Source organism: Limnohabitans sp., from assembly GCF_040400975.1.
Classification (GTDB): Bacteria; Pseudomonadota; Gammaproteobacteria; order Burkholderiales; family Burkholderiaceae_C; genus Limnohabitans_A.
Genome location: NZ_JBBAPF010000002.1, coordinates 210,750 through 226,597 on the forward strand (window position 1 = coordinate 210,750; position 15,848 = coordinate 226,597).

Sequence of the window (15,848 nt, forward strand, 5' to 3'; positions counted from 1 at the left end):
GTCCGCCATCGCAGAAGCGGTTGTTGCGAGGATCAAAGAGTTGCAAAGTATGCCGGAATTCAACCATCAGCCACGGGCCTGAAAGTGTCCGTTGCCTGGTGTAGATCTGATTCCTCGCATCAGCCCGTGTGCATCCGAGAAAATCAGCCGCCAGTCGCATCCTTGATGCATTTTTTGGTGAAACTGTTTTTGGCTGCACCTGCCAGCTTTTTCTCAGCGGCCTGTGCTTCACACGTGGTGGTGGCGGTGGCCAAGGCCGCTGCAGCGTCTTTTTCGCACTTTTGCACAAAACTGTTTTTAGCAGCGCCTGCCAGTTTTTTCTCTGCAGCCTGTGCTTCACACGTGGCAGCAAAAGAGGGGGCGCTCAAAGTCATGAGGGCAACAGACAGCAAAGCAGTGAATTTTTTCATGGAAGTTCCGAGGGTGAAAGCCAGATCAAAAATTAACAAAATTAACAATATTTGGCAAGGGGGATGACTTTGATACTTTTTAAAATGCTGCATAGGTTTTGAGCCACCGAGCCTTTGGGATGGTTGCAGCGCTACATAAGCGGGTCTCGGTTGCATCTACTTTCTATTGAGTAGAAAAATGACAAAATCGATATGTGATTCTATTTCTGTCAATTTTCTCAATGCTCGCTGCCCTTGCTCTTGGCAACTTGGCGGCTGCCAACGTCATCCAAGGACGGGTGGTGGGCGTGTCCGACGGCGACTCGGTCACCGTCTTGGACGCCAAAAAAACACAACACAAAATCAGACTGGCCGGAATTGATGCCCCTGAAAGAGCGCAAGCCTATGGTCAAAAGGCCAAAGAGTCCTTGTCTGATCTTGTCTTTGGTAAATCGGTCGAAGTGAAGTGGTCCAAGCAAGACCGCTATGGCCGCATCGTGGGCGTGGTCACCCTGGCTGGCGTGGACATCAATTTAGAGCAAGTCAAACGCGGCATGGCCTGGCATTACAAGCAATATCAAAATGAGCAATCGCCAGAAGACCGTGAGGCCTACGCACAATCGGAGTCGCAGGCGCGAGACAAAAGAATGGGACTTTGGCGAGACCCCGCGCCCATGGAGCCTTCCGTGTTCAGGCGGAAAAAATAGCAGCCAATCCGCCTAACGCCGCGAATTTTCACAAGCGATAGCGCACCGGAGCCGTTTCCCTGTCTTTCACCAAATCGGCCAGCAGCGTGCTGACTTTGCTTCGGTCGATGTCTTCGTATTCGTCCAAGGCTTTCGCAGCTTCGCATGGGGCAAGTCGTCGGCATGCACAGGGCTTGGGTGGTCCAACTCCGTCTCGTCCACCTCCTCCAAATCCACCATCTCTCTGCGCAGATAAAAAGCGCCGCAAAGGCACTTGCGTAAACCGTACCCATTCGGCATGAGCCCCCCTCGGTGTGGCCATCCGTCCAATACTCCCAAGCGGAGAAGTTTATAGACCGGTAACGAAGGGTCCGGTAAGTTTTGCCGCAGCAGGGCGCTGCGCTGATGTTGTAGCCGGCAATGCTGGTCATGGGTTGGATGGATGTTGAAGGTTGAATAAATATGTGCACGCCATCTTCACCGCAATTCCAGAAACACCATCTCGGGCCGTGCACCGATGCGCAGGGGCATCATCGAGGTGCCGATGCCGCGTGAAACGTACAAATCACCCCAAGCTGTTGGGTAGCTGCCTGCCACATACCGCCCACTGCCTCTGGGCGTGAAAAGCGCATGTTTACCCACGGCCACTTGGCCTCCATGCGTGTGGCCTGCCAGGCTATAGGCAATCTGGCCCAACTCTGGAGAAGGTGCTTCGTCAAACATGCCAGGTGAGTGCTGCGCCATGATGATCGGTGCGCCCTGGGTGCATTGCTGGAGTGTGCGCACCAGATCGGGCTGACCTGCCGTGTAATCGTCCAACCCCGCCAAACTCAGGTGCACGCCATTGACCACCAGCGGCATGCATTCATTGACCAAAAGCCTCACTTGGTGGCGCTTGTACAGCGCAGACAACTGCTGCAAGTCAACGCCAGACCAGTGCTCCCAATTGCCCAAGATGGCCACTTTGATGGCGTCTGGCAGGCTTTTTAAAAAGTCTTCGAGTGCCGGCAAGGCGTGTCGGTCACCGATCACATCACCCGTGAGCAATATCAAATCGGGTTGCAATGCCTTGAGGTGACGCAAGGCGGCTTCTTCCGTCGCCCCCATGCCCGAGAGGTGCAGGTCTGACAGCTGAGCAATTTTGAAGGTCGCGCCCTTCAAACCTACTTGCTTTTGCAATAGGGTCACCACCACCCAGCGTGGCTCGATGATGACCCCATAGCCCAGCAAGCTGGTGATCGCCAGGGCAATCGCCAGCTTCCAAAATCCGCTTTTGGGTTTTGTTTTGTGGGGCATGGGTCAAAGTCTATGTCACTGCCGGGTGCGGACTGAAAACGCTTTCAAAACCGCTCCCAGAGCTTGGCGTACTCAAGCCTTCAGGGCCATGAAGTAGCGATGGACTGCCCACTTTGACTAGACTTGCACAAATCGATTAACCCGTCATTGAAATCTGGAGATACACCTTGCAAACCCATGAAACCTTTGAAGCCCTGTTGCCGCTGCGCGAAGATCTGGCGCTGGCATTGCGTGCGGCCGCCCATCAAGGCCTGAGCGAGGGCGTGTGCAATCACTTCAGCGTGGCGGTGCCCGGCCGGGACGACTGGTTTTTGCTGAATCCACGTGGTTTGCATTGGAGTGAGGTTCAAGCGGCCGACATCGTGATGTGCAACGCAGCCGGCGCGCAGCTGGCGGGCCGTCACCCGGTGGAGCCCACGGCCATGTTCATCCATGCGGCGGTGCACCGCATTGCGCGCAAATCGGTCGTGCTGCACACCCACATGCCGCATGCCACGGCGCTCACCTTGACGGCGGCGCGAGCCTTGGACACCACCTTGTCGCAGACCGCGATGCGTTTTCATGGTCGCCTGGCGGTGGATGCGCACTACAACGGCTTGGCCCTGGACATGACCGAGGGCGAGCGCATCGCCCATGCCATGCAGGGGGCTGATGTGTTGTTCCTGGGTAACCACGGCGTCATCGTCTGCGGTGAACGCGTTGACTATGCCTATGACGACCTTTATTACCTGGAGCGCGCTTGCCAAGCGCAGGTGCTGGCGGCTTCGACCGGTGTAGCGCTGAAACCCGTGGACGCCGCACTGGCAGCACGTGTGGCGGAGCAGACCAACGGCGAGCGGCTTCAGTCGGAGCTTTTCTTCGCCAGCTTGCGAAGGATGATGAGCCAACTCTGATATTGCCTTAAGCTGGACGCAGCTTTGAGGACAAAGAGGGCTGAAATGCACTTATCACTGGGGCTTGACGAAACCACTTTGGCAACATTTTGCCAAGCCCATCACATTTGCAAACTGTCGTTGTTCGGCTCTCAGCTGAAGGGCGCGGCACGCGTGGACAGTGATGTGGATTTGCTGGTCGAATTCGAGCCCAATCACATCCCCAATCTTTTTGAGCGGACCCGGATGGAAGCGGAAATTTCCGATCTGATCGGCAAGAAAGTGAATTTGCGCACCCCGGGTGATTTGTCGCGCTACTTCCGAAGCCAAGTGATCGCAAGGGCAGTGCCGCAATATGCTGCCTGAAGACCGCATTCGCATCACGCACATGCGCGATGCGTGTGAATCGGTCAGCCGCTTTATTGAAGGCCAGAGCGCCTGCAAAAGTTGTTGACGAAATAAAGCTGGGCGCCCTGCCCAGATGGCTCACGCCTTGAGCCTCTGTACGTTCAGGATTCGAACGTTCACAGGAGATAACCCATGAAGATCGAAATCGTTGTCGGCAACATCGTCAAACAAGCTGACATAGAGGCCGTGGTCAACAGCGCTAATGCTAACTTGCGAATGGGCTCTGGTGTGGCCGGGGCTATCCATATGGCTGCTGGCCCCAAGCTGGAGGAGTACTGCAAGCCTTTCGCACCTTTGGCCTTGGGAGATGGGTTGATAACACCGGGCTTCAAACTGCCCAACCCTTGGATCATCCATGTGCGATCGGCACACTACATCAACAATGATGAGCCCGAGAAATACATGCAGATGGCTTTGGAGTCGATGCTCCGATTGGCCAATGACAATGACATCCGTAGTTTGGCCATGCCGGCTATCGGCACGGGAATGTTCAAGTTCCCACCCATACTCGCTGCCCGACTCATTTGTCAGGCGCTCCATCGCTCAGACGAGTTGGCACCTTTTTTGCAAACCGTGCGCATTTGCCTGACCGATACGGACATGGTTCAGCTGTTCGAATCCGCGAATGCCGAAGTTCAGACCAGCACAGTTCAATGATGTGGAGTCAGCTATGAAATTCTGGAATATTTTCAGCTCGCTTGCCAGCACCGAAACGGGTGAGGTCATCAACAAGATTGATGATTCAACGTTTCTTCGAAATGATGGGACGGTCTACCGACAAGAGGGGCACCTGATCACCGGATCGGATGGTTCGGTGATGTCAGTAGTGGATACGGGCGCTAATGCAGGCAGTGGTCATCCGGGTATGGCTGTCACCACTTACGGCGGTTTTCGTAAGGATGACGAATGGTGAATCAGGCCTTGTATTGATTGAGCGCTTTGGTCAATTCGTTGCTGAGCTTTTGCTGCAGCGATGGCGGCGCAAGCACTTTGACCTCTGCGCCAAAACGCAAAATGTCACCCAGCAGCTCGCGTTCATCGGAATAAGGCACTTTGAGTGTGTAACTGCCATCCGGGTGCAAAGTGCCTTCTTGCTGCGGATGCCAGGATTCATGGCGCACCCACTGCGCTCTGCCAGGTGAAAACTCCAGCACGGCCCAGTCTTTGGGTATGCCACCAAAGATGCCGTAGCCGCCGTCGAGTTGCTGCCGCATGGAAATCAAATCAATGTCTTTGGCTGGTTTGTTGAGCAAGTTGGCACTGCTGATGGCGTCAATCGAAAAGCTTCTGAGCCCACTGCGCAAATGGCACCAAGCATCGACATACCAGTTGTCTCGGTAATGAACCAGTTGCTGCGGCGAGATCTCGCGTATCAAGAGCTCTCCGTTTTGTCGATTCAGGTGTTCGATCTGGACTTGTTTGCGCTCTAGGGTGGCTTTGGCCACTGTCTCAAAACTGGTCAGGGTCAGGTGGCGTTTGCCCGCATGAACGGCTCTGACACGTTGGGTCAAGGTGGCAGCATCCAGCCCTTGGCTGGCCAGCATGTCATCCAGACGCTTTTGGAAGGGTTTGAGCTTGGGACCTAACAGACCGGGTTCTAGCTGAACAATCATGCTCTGAATGGTCAGTAAGGCGAGCATTTCGTCTTGGCTGAACCACATGCCTGGCAATTCGGTGCTATCGGTTTGTTCGAGCCGGTAGCCGCCGAGGTCACGGTCAAACACGATCGGTGTGTGCAGCTGATCGCGCAATTTTGCGATGTCGCGCTTGAAAGTGGCCAGCGAAATTTCCAGTTTGTGCAGGATGTCTTCGCGGCTCATGACACGGCGTGAGCTGAGCAGGGTTTTGTATTGGTAGAGGCGGTCAATCTCGGACATAAAAGCCTACTGTTCTCATTGTGATCAGTGTAATCTGAAGGCCTGACAGCCTAAGCTCAACTGCCAACCGCAGCGTTATGCATATAAAACACCCGCCTGAATCGGTGGTGTCAAATGCAGCAAAGCCAGGGACAGAAACATGAGGCACCCCGTTGAGTTGTAGGACCTGATGATCATTGGCTGCTGGCTCACCGGATGAGCCTGTTGAAATTTACGATTTCCTCTTTGGAGCTCATCATGAACAAAGTCTCTTCTGATCAGGAACTTGATCTGATCGTCTGGTCCCTTATCCAGGGCAGTTCAAATGCACTGGACTTCCTGGACTATCTGCGGCACACCCTCAACAGGCCCGGTCAACAAGAGGAAGCCTTTCAGGCCGCATCTAAATTTTGGGCGAACAAGAATGAGCCGAGGCACTTTTACAAGGCGGTGGCGGCTTTGGAGGAAATGGCGGAGGAGGGCAATGACATTGCGATGTTCCACCTTGGACGTTGGTATCGCCTCGGCTATGGGGTGGCGGTTGACGCCGACAAGGGACTGGCTTGGTACCGAAAAGGGGCAGAAGCGGGTTCATCACGATGCCTGATCAATGTGGCCAGGTGCGCAGCCAAGGACGATGTACCGGCCGCCATTGCTTTGTTTAGAAAAGCTGCGGTCGAAATGGGCGACTTGTCGGCGCACTGCTTTTGGGCAGATTTTGACAAGGAAAACTACGATCAGCACATGCAACTAGCGGCCTCGTCAGGAGACCCATTCTCCATGTACAGCCTGGCCCATGAGCGGCTGAAAAAACTGAATGACGCAGATGCTGCTGAGCCTTGGCTGGATATGCTCAAAAGTGCTGCTCAAAAGGGGGAGAGCTATGCATGTACCCAGTTGGGGCAGATTTATCGTGATGGACATCACGGGGTTGCCAAAGACCATGAAGTCAGCCTGTACTGGCTCAATAAAGCCATGGCCCTAGGAAATGAAGCTGCATATGTGATTTTGGGCCGAGACTTGCTTGCAAAAGATGAAGAGCTAGGCATCAACTATCTGAAAAGGGCTGCGATGCTCAACGATGCATTCGCCCAATCTATTCTTGGACAACACCAAGCCTGGTATGGCAAATGTCGCGAAGACCAGTTGGACGGTGTGTTGTGGTTGCGCGCGTCTGCGCAACAAGGTCACAAATACGCCATCAACAAATTGGCAGAAGCGCTGCAGAACGGACGAGGCCCAGAAGTTGAGAAAAATGAAGTTCTCATCTGGCTACAAAAAGGGGCATCCCTCGGAATGGCCGATTGCCAGTCTTCGCTCGGTATCGCCTACATCAAGGGCGAAATAATGGATCGGGATGAGGAAAAGGCGCACAACCTTTTTCATCTGTCCAGCCTGCAGGGAGACGCCTGGGGCACCTATCTGCTGGCATTGACCTACGAGAACGGTCACGGAACCGCCAAGGATCTGGTGCAGGCTTTCAAGTGCTTCAAGATGTCAGCTGAAAAGGGGGAGTTGAAAGCGGCACACAAATTGGGCCTGGCGTACCTCTGGGCCGAGGGAGTGGAGGAGGACATACCGGCCGCTGCCAAATGGCTCAAGACGGCCGCCAGCGCAGGGCACGCGGATTCACAAGCTTACTTGGGGATGCTGTTTTCCTACGGTCACGGTGTTGAAGAAAATGCTGAGATTGCGCTTTATTGGCTACAGCTATCGGCGAAACAGGAAAGTGCCATCGGCTTGAGGGAGTTGGCGAGACTCTACGAAGCCGGTGAGGGCGTGGATACCGACATGGCGGAGGCCACCAAATTGATGGCCAAGGCAGCGTCCCTTGGGGATGAGAAGGCAAAGGCTTGGATTGATAAGAAGTATCCAAACAAACCTGATTGGCTCAAGGGACTTGGCAGCCTTTCAGATAAAAAATTCTCAGACGATGAATAAAGGCTGAGTTTTTTCTTTGCTCGTACTCACGACAGGTGAGTAGCGCCTGCAGATTGATTCGTGACAAAAACATCTGCATGAAAATTTTCTGATTGAAGCCCTAAAGCATTCAAGCAAACCTTTTTCACAGCCGAAACCATGTTGGGACTGCCGCAGCAATAGACCTCTTGTACGTTTGAATCTGACCCCATAGCGAGAATGGCACCATCTACCCGACCATGAAATGCACCCAGGCTTAGCGCATCACTTTCAGTTTCAACAACCGCTTGAAATTTGAAGTGAGACAAGCTTTTTTGCCATTTCGCAATGTGTTCAAGCAAATAAAGTCCTGCTGCGTCTTTTGAGCCCCAAAGGAGGGTGATCTGTCGCTGTGACTTTTGTTTGGCCAGGTCATCCAGCAAGGACTTGACGGGCGCAAAACCAGTTCCACCACAGACACAAAGCAAGTGGCTTTGATCGTCCTGAGAAAGTTGCACTTGCCCGTAAGCCAACTCCACATCCAGGACATCTCCCGGAATCAATTGGCGTGCAATTTGGCTGAAAAGACCCCCTTCAACATGCCTCACATGCAGTTGAATGGAATCACTTTCGTGGGGTGGGTTGGCCATGGAGTAACTGCGGAGTTGCCCATCTGGCAAGACGATGTTCAGGTACTGCCCCGCACGAAACTTGATCCGCTGACCAGCAGGAAGTCTCAAGTGCAATAAGTTCACATCGGGGGCCGCTGCCACATTCCTGTAAACCTTGACTTGAACCTTTTTGGTCTCTGCGGGGGGCGATTGGTGCCATTGCGGCGGTTTGATCACCAAGTCGGTTTGTGGACGACATTGGCACAGGAGTTCTTGCCCCGTCAATTGGGCTTCAGGCCAAATGAGTAGCCGCTGGAAGTCGCCCTTTTCGATGTGCGCGGCGCAGTTGCCACACACGCCTTTTTTGCAGGAGTAGGGAATTTGCACACCCGCTTTCAAGGCCGCATCCAAAATAGATTGGTCAGACCCGCAAGGAAAACTCACCTCAGAGGCGGCGATTTGAATGATGTGGCTCATGACACAGAGGCCTGACTGTGCAGCAATGGGGCGAGCCCCAACAGCATGCGCAAGCTGCGCAGCAAAGCATCGGGTTTGGCTTGGCCTGTGCCAGCGATGTCCATGGCACTGCCGTGCCCGGTACTCGCCAGCAAGACGTCCGCACCGATGGAAAAAGCACTGGCGCTTTGCGGTGCGAGCAATTTGATGGGGATGTGACCTTGATCGTGAAACATCGCCACATACAAATCATGGGGATCTGTCGCGTGGTTGGCCAGCAAGACATCGGCGCCCATGGGGCCGCTGACGCTAAGCCCTGATTGATTCAGCGCGTGTGCGGCAGGAACTGTGCATTCCGCATCATGCTGACCAAAGAGAGTTCCTTCGGAAGCATGCGGGTTGATGCCAAAAAGCGCTACCCGTGGGGCACTGACCCCCAGGCGTTGACAGGCCAACACACCGGCTTGGGTGGCAGCCATCACCAGTTCCGTGCGCATTCTTCCCAAGGCGATTTCAACACTTTCATGCAAGGTGACGTGCACGATGCGCAAGCCGCCGCCAACCAGCATCAAAAAGACGCTGTCGCTGGTCAGCCCGCACACGCTGGCCACTAGGCTGGGGTATCCGCTGAAAGCAATTCCTGCTTGCGCGATGGCGGTTTCATGGTGAGGGCCCGCAACGACACCGTCAAATTCACCACGGCGACAAGCTTGGATGGCAGCCGTTGCACTCTCGATGGCACTGCGCCCAGCGGCTGGATCCACTTGGCCTGGAACGTGAAAATCTGTCGACATCTCACCCGCTGAAACGAGGGTGATGGACGACAACACATCTTGCAAATGCAAAGAGGTTGCTGTTTTTTGTAAGACCGCTACAGGTCCAAACAGGGTCACCCTGTTGCGCTGCTCAGGTGGCAAAACGGCCAGAGCCTTGAGCGCTATTTCTGGGCCAACCCCATTCGGGTCGCCTGCAGTCAAAGCGACACGTGAGTCGCAACGGTCAAGCCCAGCCATCACAGGGGCAGAGCCATCAAGGTGTCGGTCACCGTGCTGTCGCAGACGGCCACCCTTTCCGCCAGAAGCAAGCGGTCTTCGACTTTGACGAATCGGTCACGAAATACGCCCGTGGCAAACAGTTGGGTCTCGCCAGTGGCCATGATGCGTGCAACCATAAAGGGTGTCGTGGCTTGCGCTGCTTCAGCGTTGGCCGACAGCAGCAGCGGAATACCCATCAGGTGGCGGTATCGCTGGCGTTCATAGATGTTCGCTTCACGCAGCGCAGCCACACGGTCCTCCAGCATGGCGCGGGAGTCTGCCCACACAATACCTGCGGGCAGGCCCTCTTGCTCGTTTTCGATGTGCGTGACACGGTACAAAGTGTCTGGCGTAAAAAAGTCCGGCCACAATTCCAACTGGTCGCTGTCAATGGTGTTCGCATAGGCCGCATGAAAGGCCATGATGCTCAGTAAATCGATCATTCGGTCACACCCATATGCTGCCGGTAGGCTTTCCAAAAACCGCGAACAGAGGTCTCGGTTGCGCGTCCTTCACCAGTGGCGACCACCTCGCCACCCATTTCCACAATCGCTTGCATGTCTTGTGCGCCAGCAATGCCTCTTTGTACAAAACCGCCAACAGCACCATCTTCCATGGAAATAAATCCGGCGGGCCCCACCAAGTTGCTTTGTTTCAGGCGCACTTTGAGTTGTTCGGGCGTATCGTCGACAAAGCCCAGATAGACCCAGTTGAGCTCACTGCGGTCATGCCCTTTGGGCAGCAACTGCCGCACAGCAAGGCAATTTTGAATTTGTTGCAAAACAAACCCCGGGAACACCGACAAAATTTGCAGGCTGATCCCATCGGGCCACTCGTCGAAGCCAGCCAACAAGCTGGTGTCTTTGAGCCGATACCGATCATGGTCCGAGCGCAGGCCTTGCTCTTTGTAAGAGGCATCCTTGGCAGCCGGGTCAATCATGGAGAAACTCACATGGTTGCCGCCCGACTCATCCACGATGACACCGCCTTTTTGAGACAAGCGATTGATCTCGAAGGTAGTGAAGAACATGTGCAACAAGCTGGCGTGATAGCTGTCTCTCACGTTTTCACAATAAAGCTTCCAGTCGTTGGGCAGCGCTTGAGTGAAACGACCGATGACTTTCACCGGTTTGTGCAAAACACGCTCGATCCTTTCGCAAATTTCAGGACCAAGATACTCTTCAATTGGCGGCACATCATCACTGAAACTGCCAAAAACCAAGCCACAAAAGACGGCCACTCGCAATTTGCGTGGGCCGTGATCGGACTTGCAGAAATGCTCAGGCATGCCGCCTTGGCCGCGAACACCTTTTTCAAAGGCAATGCCTGTCAAGTCACCTTGCCGGTTGTAAGTCCAGGCATGGTAGACGCACTGGAAGTTATCGACTTGGCCTGATTTTTCGAGTGCAATCAGCGCGCCCCGGTGGGCGCAGCGATTTTCAAAAGCGTAGACCTCACCATCGTTGTCCCGGACCACAACCACGGGTGTCTCACCGATGCATGTGGTTCGGTACTTACCAGGCTCATCCAATTCGACATCCAGGCACAGGTAGTTCCATGTATCGCCCTGGAAAATTTGATGCTCTTCAGATGCCCGGACTTGCTTGTCGGCATAAACCGCATAAGGAACGCGGCTTAAGTTGTCTGGCCATCGAATGGGCTTGGTTTCTTGCATGGTGGCTATCAATCCAATGTCACGTTGGCGGTACTGATCACATTTTTCCATTTGGCCGATTCGGCTTGGATGAATGCGCCGGTTTCCTCCGGTGTCTGGCCTCCAGGCTCTGCGCCTTGGGCTGCAAACTTTTCACGAACGTCGGGTAGCGCCATGGCCGCAGCAAGGTGGCCTTGGATTCTTCTCGCTACGCTGCTGGGTGTGCCGGGTGGTGCAACGACACTGAAGAATGTGACCGCCTGCATGGCAGGTAAACGCAATTCACTGAATGTGGAGATGTCGGGTAGGGCGCGTGAGCGCCGGGTATCGGCCACGGCCAGAACCTTGATGCGTTTTGCGGTATGGAACTGCGCTGACGAGGCAATGTTGTCGAAGAAGACATCGACCTGCCCACTGACCAGATCATTCAAGGCCGGTGCCGTCCCGCGGTAGGGGATGTGGACCATGCGCGTGCCTGTCAACTGCATGAACAAGTTGGCTGTCAGGTGCGAGGTGGACCCGTTGCCTTGAGACGCGTAGGACACTTTGTCTGGGTTGGCTCTCAGGTAAGCGATGAATTCAGTCAGGTTGTTGACTGGTACTTTGTTCGAGATCGCCAAAACGTTCGGTACAGTGGCGATCACTGTGATGGGCACCCACTTGGTGGGATCGAACGACATGGTCTTGTAGAGGTTGTGGTTGATCGCTACCGGCCCGGGAGGGGAAGCGAGCAAAGTGTTGCCGTCTGGTTCTGCCCGTGCAACAAATTCACCACCCACATTGCCGCCTGCCCCGGTACGGTTTTCAATCACGATGCCTGCGGGAAAAGCGTCACGCATTTTTTCAGCAAGGATGCGCGGCAGAACGTCTGCTGTGCCGCCTGCAGGAAATGGCACAACCAAGCGCAAGGGCCTGGTGGCGCTGTCGGCTTGGGCAAAAGCGTAGGAGGGCAGCAATGCGCTGAGGCATAACGCCAATGACGAAGCCAATGCGTGACGACGCGAAAAATTCAGTTGCTTGTTCATGTCTTCCTCTTCTCTTTAGGTTCTGGGGCACAACGCGGGGTGGATCGGTGCTGAGCGAGTCTATGCAGCGCATTCACTTTAATCAATGAATACGAACATAATGTTCGCTGTGCGAACTTTCTGGAATGTCTCTTGTCCTCCATCATCGAACCAAGCCCTGAGCCTTCTGACTCAATCGGCGACAGGGATTACGTCATTGCCTTGGAAAAGGGGCTGGCCATCATTGAAGCCTTTGGCCATTTGCGCGGGCCTGCCACTCTCACTCAGATTGCAGAGGTGACGGGCAACACCAAGGCCTCTGTGCGCCGTTCTTTGCACACGCTTTGCAAATTGGGCTATGCCCAGCAGGAAGGGCGTCAATTTCAATTGGCGGCACGCACCTTGCGCTTGGGCTCTGCATTTGTTGTCAGCGATGAGTTGACGCGGTTGGCTCAACCGATTTTGGAAATGACGGCTGAGCGAACGAAAGAGTCAGCGTCCATGGCAGTCTTGGATGCACAAGATGTGGTGTTCGTTGCCAGAGCGACCCACCGCAGAAGCCTTTCAGTGGGCTTGAGTGCTGGCGCCCGTTTGCCCGCCTATGCGAGTGCCACTGGGCGTGTGTTGTTGGCAGGGCACCCCAAAGACTGGGCGCTCTTTATATTGAATCGAATGCGGCGGCCGGCGTTGACGGCAAAAACTTTGACCAAAGTGACGGATGTGATGCGTCAGATCGAATTGGTGAGACATCAGGGTTACGCCCTGTGTGACCAAGAGCTGGAACTTGGCCTGCGCTCGATTGCTGTACCTATCAAAAACCGACAAGATCAAACGATTGCAGCCATCAGTTTGTCCGTTGCCACCAGTCGGATGGACATCCCCAGCATCTTGGAAAAACTGTTGCCAGAGCTGGAGTCGGCTAAGCAAAAATTTGCTGCCTTGAGATGAAAGATCCGGAGCAGGTCAAATAGGGTATTTCAGCTCTGAGCCCTGACACCGCCCCTTGACCTTGAAAAAAATGGCCCTTACCTTCGCTCCGTTTCCCAGCGCTTGTTCCACATGTGCTCCAGCCCATCCTGCAGCTTGTATTCGGGCTTCACCATGAAGGTCGGAGGGTAGATGTTGGGTGAGTAAGGCAGTTTGTCGGCTGCTTCGTGGTCATTGTTTTTGGCCCAGGTGTGGGCGGCTACAAGGCTCATGGTCATAACGCTTGCTGCCAGCCATGTGGCAAACAATCGCGGGTTAACGCCTTTGCGCGTGACCCAATGGAGGTGCACAAGCGCAGTCAGTGTGATCAGCGCCGCCTTGGGGATGTTGTGCATGTCAACAGGCCAGGGCCAGCCGAAATTGAAAAACATCCACGGTATGCCGAAGTTGAGGATGGCGACGTCAATGAAAGACGCAACAGACGCAATCATGGTGTGCTCTGACAGCCGTGTACGGCCTTGCTCGACCCATGTCAACCAGCTCCAGACAGCGATCCAGATCATCACAGTGGCGATTTCTTCCACCATCAACTCGGTGATGAAGGCGGCGTCGGTGGCGCTGGTGTAACTGGGCCAATACAGCGCAATCTGTGCAAACAGCCAAGCCAGGAACGCGGCAAATGCCAAAAGGTGTGTGCGGCGCATCATGGTTTGGCCTTTGCGGTGAAGCTCAGGCTATTCATGCTTTTGAACAATACGGCGCGAGCGCTCGCGTCATCGAAGCCAGACATGCGGCCAGTGACCAACAATGCATCTGGGCCTGCGACCAAGGGTGTGTAGCGAAATCTGAAGTCGAATAAACCCGGCAAATGCTCTACAGCGCGTCGGCAGACGTGCAGCTGGATGGGCAAATCAAAACGACCTCTCAATCGCTGCTCGGTGCAGTTCCAGGGTGTTGAGGGTCCTTTTTCTTCACGGACTGCGCGCAGTTGGGTCATCTGGTCTTCGATCAAGCGTGTGAGGCCCGTGGCCGACAGCTTTTCGCTGTGGAACCAAAAACTGCCCATGACGATGTTGCCCGATTGCTGTCGGTCTGTGATGAACAAGCTGGAAGAGGACGCGCAGCGCTGGTCAATTCTTTTGTAACGGTCGTTGGGGGTGTCTTTGCGCGATGCGGAGCAGGGGCTCTCGGTTGACAAATCACCGCGCACTTGGAAAGGCCCCAGGCGTCGAACGCTGTGCGTGGGGACGTCAAAATTCTTGACGATTTGTTGGTTAAAAGCACTGACCTGGCGCGCAATGTCCTGACGCAACTCATCTAGGCTGGGCTGTGCCTGCAGCGATGCGCTTCGACGAATGAGTTGCCCAACAGCTTCAGCAGGTACGGCCAACCCCACCAGTTGGTGCTGCGTGCTGGTGGCCACATTGACGCCCACCACACGACCTTGCCCGTCCAGAGTGGGGCCGCCGCTCATGCCGCCATTGATCGGTCCGCTGAAAATGATCAAGGGTGCAGCAGCTTTGTCATTAACCCCATTGAAGGTGCCCGTCACGATGCTGTGCTGGTAGCTGCCGGGCTTGCCCATCGAGTAACCCGATTCGCCGCGATCGGGCAGCGTTTCGCGCAATGGCAAAAGCGGCACGCGCAGTGCTTGTTCAATTTTCAAAATGGCCAAGTCATTTTGGATGTCCACAGCAACGATTTCTGCTTTGAGACTTCCTTGGTCCATCGCCACAATGCGCAGGTCATGCTCATCGGGTTCAAAAATCGAATCGTAGATGGCGTGGTAATTGGTGATGACCCAGTCTTTGCGGTGGGTCACAAAGCCGCTGGCCATGGATGAAACACCCAAATTGGTTCGGTTCTGCGTGATCACCTCGACCACAGACGGGCGGATGCGCTCATAGAGCTGGCGTGAGTTGGGTGGCGTGGCCCATGCAGCGATGGACATCGAGCAGAGCAGCAAGAAGGCCATGAGGGAGAAAACAAGCCGATTCGGCAAATACATAGCCAAAATTCACAAAATTATTAATACTGTGATGGTAGTGGATGCTCGTGCTCAGGGGATGAGCTTGGAACGTTAGGTCGCTTTAGACTCTCAAGGTGTGCACCAATTTCACGCCAACCCAACGCGCCCAATGGGTCAAAGAGACCTTGGGTGTTGATCTGCCTTCAGACTTCCCTGATGAGACATTTCCCGGCTACGCGGCCCCCTTGGTCGTCAAAAGCCACCAATCCGATCGCGTCGCCTGTGGTTTGGCGCGGTTTGGTTTGATACCGGCATGGGCCAAGGACGACAAGATCAGTCGGCACACTTACAACGCACGCAGCGAGACCGCGGCAGAAAAACCCAGTTACCGGACCGCATGGCGGCAGCGACAGTTTGGCTTGGTGCTGGTCGACAATTTTTATGAGCCCAGTTACGCATCGGGCAAGGCTGTCCGATGGAAGATTGAACGCGCGTCTGGCGAGCCGTTTGGCATGGCCTGCCTTTGGGACCGTTGGACAGACCCCGTTTCAGGGGAGCGGGTGGTGAGTTTTTCCATGCTGACGGTCAATGCAGATGAACATCCGGTGATGAAGCAGTTTCACAAGCCCGGAGACGAAAAACGCACCCCTGTGGTCATTGCGCCAGCGTTGCACGACGCATGGCTTTCGGCCGATTTGGACCAAGCCTCTGAGCTGATGACTTGGGCGCACATGCCGGATCTGTGGGCGATGCCCGCGCCTCGATGAACCCCCACAAACAGCCCTAA

Annotated in this window: 18 protein-coding genes; 8 read left to right on the forward strand and 10 right to left on the reverse strand. The window is 54.8% G+C overall.

Features of this window, described 5'->3' with window-relative positions:
* Positions 1 to 143: 143 nt before the first annotated feature.
* The gene (locus ABWQ00_RS02995; protein ID WP_353237175.1) at positions 144 to 566 is read right to left on the reverse strand and encodes a hypothetical protein; all 423 of its coding nucleotides are present in this window, start codon (positions 564 to 566) and stop codon (positions 144 to 146) included.
* Positions 567 to 631: 65 nt separating this feature from the next.
* Here ABWQ00_RS02995 and ABWQ00_RS03000 point away from each other — a divergent pair, with 65 nt between their 5' ends.
* Positions 632 to 1,096, forward strand: a complete 465-nt coding sequence (locus tag ABWQ00_RS03000; RefSeq protein WP_353237176.1) for a thermonuclease family protein — start codon at positions 632 to 634, stop codon at positions 1,094 to 1,096.
* 456 nt (positions 1,097 to 1,552) lie between these two features.
* Here the strand turns inward: ABWQ00_RS03000 and ABWQ00_RS03005 are convergent, their stop codons facing one another.
* Positions 1,553 to 2,371, reverse strand: a complete 819-nt coding sequence (locus tag ABWQ00_RS03005) for a metallophosphoesterase (protein ID WP_353237177.1) — start codon at positions 2,369 to 2,371, stop codon at positions 1,553 to 1,555.
* Between the two features lie 167 nt (positions 2,372 to 2,538).
* On the opposite strand from ABWQ00_RS03005, the gene ABWQ00_RS03010 reads away from it, so the two are divergent.
* From ABWQ00_RS03010 to ABWQ00_RS03025, 4 genes are all read left to right on the forward strand, one after another.
* Positions 2,539 to 3,264, forward strand: coding sequence for an aldolase (locus ABWQ00_RS03010; protein WP_353237178.1), 726 nt, complete (start codon positions 2,539 to 2,541; stop codon positions 3,262 to 3,264).
* Between the two features lie 45 nt (positions 3,265 to 3,309).
* Positions 3,310 to 3,609: a nucleotidyltransferase family protein gene (locus ABWQ00_RS03015; RefSeq protein ID WP_353237179.1), complete on the forward strand. Its 300-nt coding sequence runs from the start codon at positions 3,310 to 3,312 to the stop codon at positions 3,607 to 3,609.
* A gap of 174 nt (positions 3,610 to 3,783) precedes the next feature.
* Positions 3,784 to 4,308 carry a macro domain-containing protein gene (locus ABWQ00_RS03020; protein WP_353237180.1) on the forward strand — a complete coding sequence of 175 codons (525 nt, stop codon included), beginning with the start codon at positions 3,784 to 3,786 and terminating at the stop codon, positions 4,306 to 4,308.
* 13 nt (positions 4,309 to 4,321) lie between these two features.
* Positions 4,322 to 4,564, forward strand: a complete 243-nt coding sequence (locus tag ABWQ00_RS03025) for a hypothetical protein (RefSeq protein WP_353237181.1) — start codon at positions 4,322 to 4,324, stop codon at positions 4,562 to 4,564.
* A 1-nt stretch (position 4,565) separates the two neighbouring features.
* On the opposite strand, the gene ABWQ00_RS03030 is transcribed toward ABWQ00_RS03025, so the two are convergent.
* Complete coding sequence (locus tag ABWQ00_RS03030; protein ID WP_353237182.1) at positions 4,566 to 5,528, reverse strand: helix-turn-helix transcriptional regulator; 963 nt, start codon at positions 5,526 to 5,528, stop codon at positions 4,566 to 4,568.
* Between the two features lie 237 nt (positions 5,529 to 5,765).
* On the opposite strand from ABWQ00_RS03030, the gene ABWQ00_RS03035 reads away from it, so the two are divergent.
* Entirely contained in the window at positions 5,766 to 7,448 is a 1,683-nt protein-coding gene (locus ABWQ00_RS03035) for a tetratricopeptide repeat protein (RefSeq protein WP_353237183.1), read from the forward strand.
* A 26-nt stretch (positions 7,449 to 7,474) separates the two neighbouring features.
* Here the strand turns inward: ABWQ00_RS03035 and ABWQ00_RS03040 are convergent, their stop codons facing one another.
* Genes ABWQ00_RS03040 through ABWQ00_RS03060 form a run of 5 tightly spaced genes read right to left on the reverse strand, consistent with a single transcriptional unit; the run spans position 7,475 to position 12,186 of the window.
* Positions 7,475 to 8,494: a 2Fe-2S iron-sulfur cluster-binding protein gene (locus ABWQ00_RS03040; RefSeq protein WP_353237184.1), complete on the reverse strand. Its 1,020-nt coding sequence runs from the start codon at positions 8,492 to 8,494 to the stop codon at positions 7,475 to 7,477.
* Positions 8,491 to 9,486 (reverse strand): PdxA family dehydrogenase, encoded by a 996-nt coding sequence (locus ABWQ00_RS03045; protein WP_353237185.1) that lies wholly within the window; start codon positions 9,484 to 9,486, stop codon positions 8,491 to 8,493. Before ABWQ00_RS03045 ends, ABWQ00_RS03040 begins: the two co-directional genes overlap by 4 nt.
* Positions 9,486 to 9,950, reverse strand: coding sequence for an aromatic-ring-hydroxylating dioxygenase subunit beta (locus ABWQ00_RS03050; protein WP_353237186.1), 465 nt, complete (start codon positions 9,948 to 9,950; stop codon positions 9,486 to 9,488). The genes ABWQ00_RS03045 and ABWQ00_RS03050 overlap by 1 nt, the downstream gene beginning before the upstream one ends.
* Positions 9,947 to 11,182 carry an aromatic ring-hydroxylating dioxygenase subunit alpha gene (locus ABWQ00_RS03055; protein ID WP_353237187.1) on the reverse strand — a complete coding sequence of 412 codons (1,236 nt, stop codon included), beginning with the start codon at positions 11,180 to 11,182 and terminating at the stop codon, positions 9,947 to 9,949. The genes ABWQ00_RS03050 and ABWQ00_RS03055 overlap by 4 nt, the downstream gene beginning before the upstream one ends.
* An 8-nt stretch (positions 11,183 to 11,190) precedes the next feature.
* Entirely contained in the window at positions 11,191 to 12,186 is a 996-nt protein-coding gene (locus ABWQ00_RS03060; RefSeq protein ID WP_353237188.1) for a Bug family tripartite tricarboxylate transporter substrate binding protein, read from the reverse strand.
* 132 nt (positions 12,187 to 12,318) lie between these two features.
* Here ABWQ00_RS03060 and ABWQ00_RS03065 point away from each other — a divergent pair, with 132 nt between their 5' ends.
* Positions 12,319 to 13,113, forward strand: a complete 795-nt coding sequence (locus tag ABWQ00_RS03065; RefSeq protein WP_353237189.1) for an IclR family transcriptional regulator domain-containing protein — start codon at positions 12,319 to 12,321, stop codon at positions 13,111 to 13,113.
* Between the two features lie 77 nt (positions 13,114 to 13,190).
* On the opposite strand, the gene ABWQ00_RS03070 is transcribed toward ABWQ00_RS03065, so the two are convergent.
* Complete coding sequence (locus tag ABWQ00_RS03070; RefSeq protein ID WP_353237190.1) at positions 13,191 to 13,799, reverse strand: hypothetical protein; 609 nt, start codon at positions 13,797 to 13,799, stop codon at positions 13,191 to 13,193.
* The gene (locus ABWQ00_RS03075; RefSeq protein ID WP_353237191.1) at positions 13,796 to 15,067 is read right to left on the reverse strand and encodes a S1 family peptidase; all 1,272 of its coding nucleotides are present in this window, start codon (positions 15,065 to 15,067) and stop codon (positions 13,796 to 13,798) included. The genes ABWQ00_RS03070 and ABWQ00_RS03075 overlap by 4 nt, the downstream gene beginning before the upstream one ends.
* A gap of 128 nt (positions 15,068 to 15,195) precedes the next feature.
* On the opposite strand from ABWQ00_RS03075, the gene ABWQ00_RS03080 reads away from it, so the two are divergent.
* Positions 15,196 to 15,828 (forward strand): SOS response-associated peptidase, encoded by a 633-nt coding sequence (locus tag ABWQ00_RS03080; RefSeq protein ID WP_353237192.1) that lies wholly within the window; start codon positions 15,196 to 15,198, stop codon positions 15,826 to 15,828.
* Positions 15,829 to 15,848: the final 20 nt, after the last annotated feature.